This window comes from Thiorhodococcus mannitoliphagus (assembly GCF_010915725.1).
Classification (GTDB): domain Bacteria; phylum Pseudomonadota; class Gammaproteobacteria; order Chromatiales; family Chromatiaceae; genus Thiorhodococcus; species Thiorhodococcus mannitoliphagus.
Genome location: NZ_JAAIJR010000243.1, coordinates 1 through 3,664 on the forward strand (window position 1 = coordinate 1; position 3,664 = coordinate 3,664).

The 3,664-nt window shown below is 57.6% G+C and carries 4 protein-coding genes; all 4 read right to left on the minus strand.

Features of this window, described 5'->3' with window-relative positions; all coding sequences use genetic code 11:
- Nucleotides 1–607 precede the first annotated feature (607 nt).
- Nucleotides 608–1,045: a DUF29 domain-containing protein gene (locus G3480_RS25435; RefSeq protein WP_164657006.1), complete on the minus strand. Its 438-nt coding sequence runs from the start codon at nucleotides 1,043–1,045 to the stop codon at nucleotides 608–610.
- 313 nt (nucleotides 1,046–1,358) lie between these two features.
- Nucleotides 1,359–2,213: an REP-associated tyrosine transposase gene (locus tag G3480_RS25440; protein WP_164657007.1), complete on the minus strand. Its 855-nt coding sequence runs from the start codon at nucleotides 2,211–2,213 to the stop codon at nucleotides 1,359–1,361.
- A gap of 150 nt (nucleotides 2,214–2,363) precedes the next feature.
- A complete protein-coding gene (locus G3480_RS25445; protein WP_164657008.1) occupies nucleotides 2,364–2,687 on the minus strand; it encodes a hypothetical protein in 324 nt (107 codons plus the stop codon).
- 482 nt (nucleotides 2,688–3,169) lie between these two features.
- Entirely contained in the window at nucleotides 3,170–3,607 is a 438-nt protein-coding gene (locus tag G3480_RS25455) for a Uma2 family endonuclease (protein WP_164657010.1), read from the minus strand.
- Nucleotides 3,608–3,664 lie beyond the last annotated feature (57 nt).

Below are 3,664 nucleotides of genomic sequence, written 5' to 3' on the forward strand. Positions count from 1 at the left end.
CTGCTCAGCCGTCATCGCGCCGCACTTCGTTGCCTTCGCTTGGCGCTACCTTGCCCTCGGTCCTCTTCGCTCCCGTGGGCCGGACCACCGCTCACGGGCCTGGGCGGCTTCTTACGCGGCGCCCGCACCGCGTCACTGACAAGGAACGACTGAGCCCTCCCAGGTTCCTGGGCGACCCGTGCGTGCATGCCCTGCTCTCAGACCCCGGCGGAGTGTCAACATCAGGCCGCTACAATGAAAACACTATTGCCTTCCGCTGTTCCGAAGACGTCGGCTCCGCTGGCATCAGTTTCGGGGCTCTATCACACAGCCTACACGCCCCCTGTGTTCGCTTCGCAGCCGGGATCGCTCCCGCACCACGCCACACTCGGTTCCGGTGGATGGCCAATCCTTACCGGCTCGGGACTTGCACCCGGTGGGCCGCAACAAGGAGTTTCCGATTCGCTTATCCGTCCGCTATCTTCCTCTCCTTCCAGGCTTTGCCTGGCGCAACGAAACGATGATCGACGCCCGATGGGCCGTCAGACCAAGATCGCCGAGAGAGCGGATCATCGATCAAGGCGGCGATGATGTCTTGGCGCTAAAGGGCAACAAAACCCCGTGACCATTATTCCTGCGATGGCCAGAAAGAATGATCCATCAGTTGCTCGAACGAAAAGGGGCAATCGCTTGGAAAGCTCGATTCCGACAATCCGGTTTCTCGCTCCGCTTCGATCGCGGCCAGTCGGTAGGCCTCCAAGATGGCCTCATCGAGCTTCGACTGTAGGCTGGGGTTGTCTGCTAAGTGTGACGCTAAGCGAATGCGCTGCTCTTTGATGGACAGACGCCAAGAGTTGCCCCGCAGAGCTGGCTGAAACCGCCACTTCAACAGATGCAGGAGGAGAACGACCAGGCGATTCACGAGTTCTCGTCGTTCGCTACGTCCCATACTCTCAATCTCCTCGATGATGTTGGCAATGTCCGCCTCCCTGAGCTTGCCTGCGCGCAGAAGTGAAACCTGCTCGTTGCTCCAAGCGTAGAAATCCAGCTCATAAAGACTCGTCATCGCGCTCTCCAGTGTTCATTCGCTACCCTCACCGCGCCCTGAGCACCTCGATCATCGTTTGATCCAACCGCGCGGTCGGTGGGAGCGGCGCCTCGCCGCGACGGGGCGCCGCTCCCACGTCGCTTTACCTGAAGGATGCGCGGTGCCGACTCAACCGACTGGGCGGCCCGATGATCGACGCCCGCCCTGAGCGTCCTTTGATCTCATTACGACCACCTCAGGCGCTGGCAGCGTTCACGTCCAGGTTTCGAGCCCGACCTGCCGAAAAGGTTAGCGTCGCGGGGGGCGAGTTCCGGCATGAGCGGACCAGCGATCAAGCTCCGTCTCTTTCCGCACGCTTCACCGCCCGGCTCACCGTCATCCGCCCCACACCGAAATAGTCCGCGATGGCCTGCATGCTGTAATCCCCCGTCCGATAGGCTGCCGCCATCGCCTGATCCCGATCGGTATGGCGCCCCGCGATGTCCGCCAGCGGGATCGGGATCGCCCGGTGCTGACGCCGCGGAACATCCTGCAGAGACCGATCCGGAGCGATGAGCGCCTGCATCTGCTCCACGAACGCCGCCGACCCGAGATACACCTGCTGCTTGAGCGCGTCCCAAGGACAAGGCGCCACCGCACCCTCAGCGACGAATGCACGATAGCCCTCAACAGCGCTGCGTCGCCCTTCGCCAAAGGCTCCCAGCAGCCAATCCGTGCAAAGAAAGGGTGCCGCCGCCTCCAAGCCAACCGTCGCGCGGTAGCTGCTCCAGCACCAGTCCTCGGGCCGGCTTACCATCCCCGCGCGCACCGGATTCAGCACCACATAGCGAGACAACTCCAGCAGGTACGCCTCCTTCTGCACCAGGATCCCCTTGAACCGCCCCTGAAACAGATGCCCCACGCGTCCCCGACTGCGGTTCACAAGCTGCGTATAGCGGCCGTTCAGCTGCCGCATGCCCTTGGAGAGATTCGCGTCCGGGGTTTCTATCACCAGATGATAGTGATTGGTCATCAGGCAATAGGCATGACAGATCCAGTTGAAGCGTTCCGCCGTCTCCCCGAGGATGCGGAGGAACGCTTGCCGATCACCGTCCTGGTCATCGAAAAAGATCGCCCGCCGCTCGTTACCGCGCGCAGTGACGTGATACAAGGCGCCGGCAAACTCAAGTCGGAGAGGACGTGCCATCGTGCATGGTCCATGCGGGTCAACACCTGGCAGAGCCTACAGGGGATAACAAGGGCGTGCAATGGGAGACCTGACCCCATGAGGCGCTTTTAATCGCTTTTAGCGTTTTGCGTTGCCAAGAACAGCAACCATACCTACGCTACCGATCAGTTATTGTTGAGCTAAGTTCCTAACGCGGCGTATTTGATACTTCCTGATGTCTGCCGCAAGTGGATGATTACGCAAAGGTCGAAGATGCGTCAGTGAAACAACGAAACTCTCTTCAGTTTTGAAGGGGAATTTCAAAGTACATACAATGCCTCCTTCATCCCCAAAGTAGTCAGCATTGATAATTTCCAGAAGTTGATCAGCTTTGAGTTTTATATTTTTCTTCTTCAATAATAAGACAAGCTCTTTAGATGGATAGGCGAAAATAGGTAGACAATCCTTTATCTTGTTTTCCAGCTCCATCGCTTCTTTCTTATTATCAATCATGATATAAAACACTTATTTCGACATTGATCGGACTATCAGTTTACGGCTTTCGAGTAAGATCTAGCGACCAATATAATCCAGCCCAAGCGCGGCACCACGCCTGAGATCAGCTACGATGCTAGCTGCGAGGATCGGCTTGAGGTGCGCGCTATGTGTCTCAACCCTTAAATGCATTATCGGAACTCAAATACTCTATTTCTGCTTCACTGCTTTCTCGTCCGAGTATTTTATTTCTAGAGCGAAAAAGGGGACGCATCTATTTTTGATCGAAGAGGTGGACGTGTTGGCCGTCCATGCTCATGAGCCTGGCTCCTTGTACTTCTAAACTCAACAACTACCGGCTAAAGCTGGTGGGTTGAAGTAACGGACTGAAAGTCCGGATACGGGTCGGATAGACCCGTTCAGGATGCCTCCGTTCGGAAACTGTCGTCTGTCTTCGGTTCACATGATTGCCCTTTGCCGCTCATTTGCGCTTCTTGAGCCTACCGATCGGCTTCAGCCGAATCGAAGCGCACCTTGTCGTAGATGTCGCTCAGCGTAAGCGCAGAGTCGACCGTGCGGAGGGGAAGGGACGCGTTCGGGTCTGTGTGTGCTTCGAGGAGCCAGCGTCCGTCCGGTTGGCGGGTGAAGACATCGACTGAGAAGCGGTCTTGGGCGATGAGCACGTATTGCGCGAGTTCCGGGAGGCCGCGATAGACCGCGAACTTGCCGCCGCGGTCGTATCCCTCGGTCGAGGGTGACAGGACCTCGATCAGCAGGGTTGCATTGGTGAGCACGTCCTTGCGGTTGTCGTGGAAACTCGGCTCGCCGCACAGGACGAGCACGTCGGGATAGGTGCAGGCGTCCGCGGCATCGATGCGGAGGCGCATGTCATTGACCAGGACGGTGCAGGGGCGGGACCAATGCCATGGACTTAGCATCTAAGGCTATGATTCTATTAAAATAAGGCATCTTCGCAGGAACCTTGTAGGAGCATG